This is a genomic window from Paenibacillus sp. P4_A7, assembly GCF_056402455.1.
The window spans coordinates 1-2,753 of record NZ_JBFUHJ010000632.1 but is presented as its reverse complement, the minus strand read 5'-3'; the positions used below and the strand labels follow the sequence as shown (position 1 = coordinate 2,753).

Annotated in this window: 1 protein-coding gene and 2 pseudogenes; 1 reads left to right on the top strand and 2 read right to left on the bottom strand. The window is 40.9% G+C overall.

The features are described from left to right. Positions 1–628, bottom strand: a pseudogene (locus tag AC1DWN_RS32195) (hypothetical protein); the annotation flags it as partial. A gap of 186 nt (positions 629–814) precedes the next feature. Then, positions 815–1,294 (bottom strand): MarR family winged helix-turn-helix transcriptional regulator, encoded by a 480-nt coding sequence (locus AC1DWN_RS32190; RefSeq protein WP_477562915.1) that lies wholly within the window; start codon positions 1,292–1,294, stop codon positions 815–817. 293 nt (positions 1,295–1,587) lie between these two features. On the opposite strand from AC1DWN_RS32190, the pseudogene AC1DWN_RS32185 reads away from it, so the two are divergent. Further along, positions 1,588–2,753, top strand: a pseudogene (locus tag AC1DWN_RS32185) (MFS transporter); the annotation flags it as partial.

Here is a 2,753-nt window from a genome sequence, read left to right as displayed (position 1 = left end):
CTACACGGTAGGAGGTTACATGTCCGGGAATAACACCTACAGTAGCATAGCGGGGGTTCAAGATACTGTTCCGAACGGGGATCGACAGAGCCGCATCCATGAGGTTAGTTCTATTCTGACTTAACTGCACGAAACGTGATAACTGACCGACACGATCCGTGCCGGGTCGTCCATTGTCCGCTCCTCCGGGCTGTAACGTTTCAGCATGTGAACTAGAGTTGATTGGATTGGTAAGTACATGATTATTACTGAAAATGTATCTCTGATTTGCTCTTGGGGAATTCGTGACAATCAAACCTAAAGTACCTGATCCAGCTCTTGTTCCAATACTATAGCCGGCTATGACAGGCCGAATTCGCCTACGATAATCAGCATGAGAACGAATCTTTCCTGTCTTTACCAAACGGATGGGTGCATTCACGGTCGTTTTCTTTCCTCGCTTGGATAGAATTGAAGAAATCCCTAGAGAAACGACRGACAAAGCATCTGCGTAAATAATTACGGCTGCCCCTTTTTTTGGTTGCTTAGGATCAAGATATCCTACGCCAATACCCTGAACTTTTGAGTGTTTCAACAAGGATTGCACAAGTTGTTCCTTCAAAGCATTTGCAGCAGCAAATGTAGACATTTTCCTTTACCCACTCCCTTTAGAAATTACACTATAGTATTGGAGATGAAGGTAAATTGATTGGGCACTGTAGAGAGCAGGGAACTGTATCGTTAGTAGTTGGGTGATTCAAACATTTTACTGACACAAAAAGTCGATCGAAATTCGATCGACTTTTTGTGTCAACATTCATTTCTTTTTTACTACTTATTTCAAAGCATCCTCACAGGGGCTTGAAAGATCTTTTTCTTCAATCAGCAAAAATAATAATTCGAGAAGCTGTTTTCTTTGTTCTGGGGATAGATTTCCTATTAGGCTTTCTGCAATTTCTGTCTGCATGGCAAGAGCTTCCGTTATATGAACTTGCGCCAACTCCGTAAGTTGAATTAGAGTAGCACGACGATCCGTAGGATCAGGAATACGGATTAGTAGATTGTCCTTTTCAAGTGCGTCGACAAAATCGGTAACGGTACGTGCCTTAATTCCAAGCTTTAAAGCTAATTCGTTCATACGGATCTTACCTGCATCTGATACGGTGGAGAGAAGACGTAAACGAGGCCCCGTAACTTGAAAAGGTGTATTATGAGTGGAAATTTGTGTCGTGAATTCTCTTTGTAGATATTGTGTTGTTCTAATTAAAACGTGGATGACGTCTATCGCTAAAGGGTTATCCGTTTGGGTAATCATTATTTTGCCTCCTTGACAAGAAGTTTCGTTCAAACTCCGACCCTGCAAACTTAATAACTCATTATAACCTGATAAAAATAGTTAAGCCACTCACTAGCGGTACTAAAACCAGTATGATATACCTTGAAATCACTAAAATTAGTGTGTATCCTCAGTATTATCGAGTATAGTGAGTATCCTCATTATATACAAACACATACTGAAATGGGAAATTGGTGATGCTCATAGAATGGATATAGCATTTAGATCCCAAAAAAGGGAATAGGGTAACTCATAATTAGGGGTGAGAAAATTTGAATGATTCAAAAATTAAAAACGCTGATAAACTATTGCGGGTTTTGGTCTTTGCACTCATATTCTCTGTAATGAATGGGACTATGTTCAACGTTGCTTTACCGGTAATTGGTAAAGAGTTTGATCTTATTCCTTCTCAGGTTAGTTGGATTATGACCGGATATATGGTTGTATATGCTATTGGTTCGATCGTTTATGGGAAGCTTGCCGATAAATACCGACTCAAGGATTTGTTGACTTTTGGGCTAATTCTATTTGCTGTTGGCTCGATGGTGGGCATGTTTGCTTCTGAATACTGGATGATTATTGCAGGGCGAATCTTGCAAGCTGCTGGAGCTGCAGTTCTACCAGCTACAGCAATGATTATCCCCATTCGTTATTTCGCACCAGAGAAGCGAGGAAGAGCATTAGGGATTTCGGCAATCGGACTAGCACTCGGAAGTGCTTTGGGTCCAGTTGTCGCAGGATTAATCTCAAGCTTTGGCAGTTGGAGGCTATTATTTTTCTTTTCTATTATATCCTTGGTTACATTACCATTCTTTCGGAAGTACTTGGATGATGAGAGAGGGAAAGCTGGGAGCATCGATATCTTTGGAGGCGGATTGCTCGCTGGGACAGTAACGTTCTTTCTTCTTGCCATTGGCGAATCTAAACGATTTATCTCCCGGGATCATCGGTCTTGTCATGTTTCCCGCTGCAATCGCATCTGCCATTATGGGGCGGAAGGCTGGGAAAATGGCCGATGAACGCGGAAACACCTTTCTAGTATTTTCTGCTTCATTAATGCTGCTGTTTTGCTTCATATTACTTTCAATTGTTGTCGGGGTATCACCTTACATTATTGCGATTATATTGATAGCAGGAAATGTAGGACAAACCTTTATGCAAATTGCGATGTCGAATACCATTTCTCGCACATTGATAAAAGAGCAAGTAGGGGTTGGAATGGGGTTATTCTCCATGGTAAATTTCATGTCTGGCGCGATTTCTATGAGTTTCATCGGAAAGCTGCTCGATAACAAGGTGCCTTCATTTCATTTTAATCCGTTAGTAACAAATAAGGATGCTTTTGTTTACAGCAATATTTTCATCGTGATGTGCATTATGACTATTGCCATTGTAGTGCTTTATCGAATTCAGTTTGGGACTTCGCAATTGAAAGTAA

Excerpts from the sequence above, each read along its gene's own strand:
- AC1DWN_RS32190 (WP_477562915.1), bottom strand. The coding sequence starts at position 1,294 with ATGATTACCCAAACGGATAACCCTTTAGCGATAGACGTCATCCACGTT.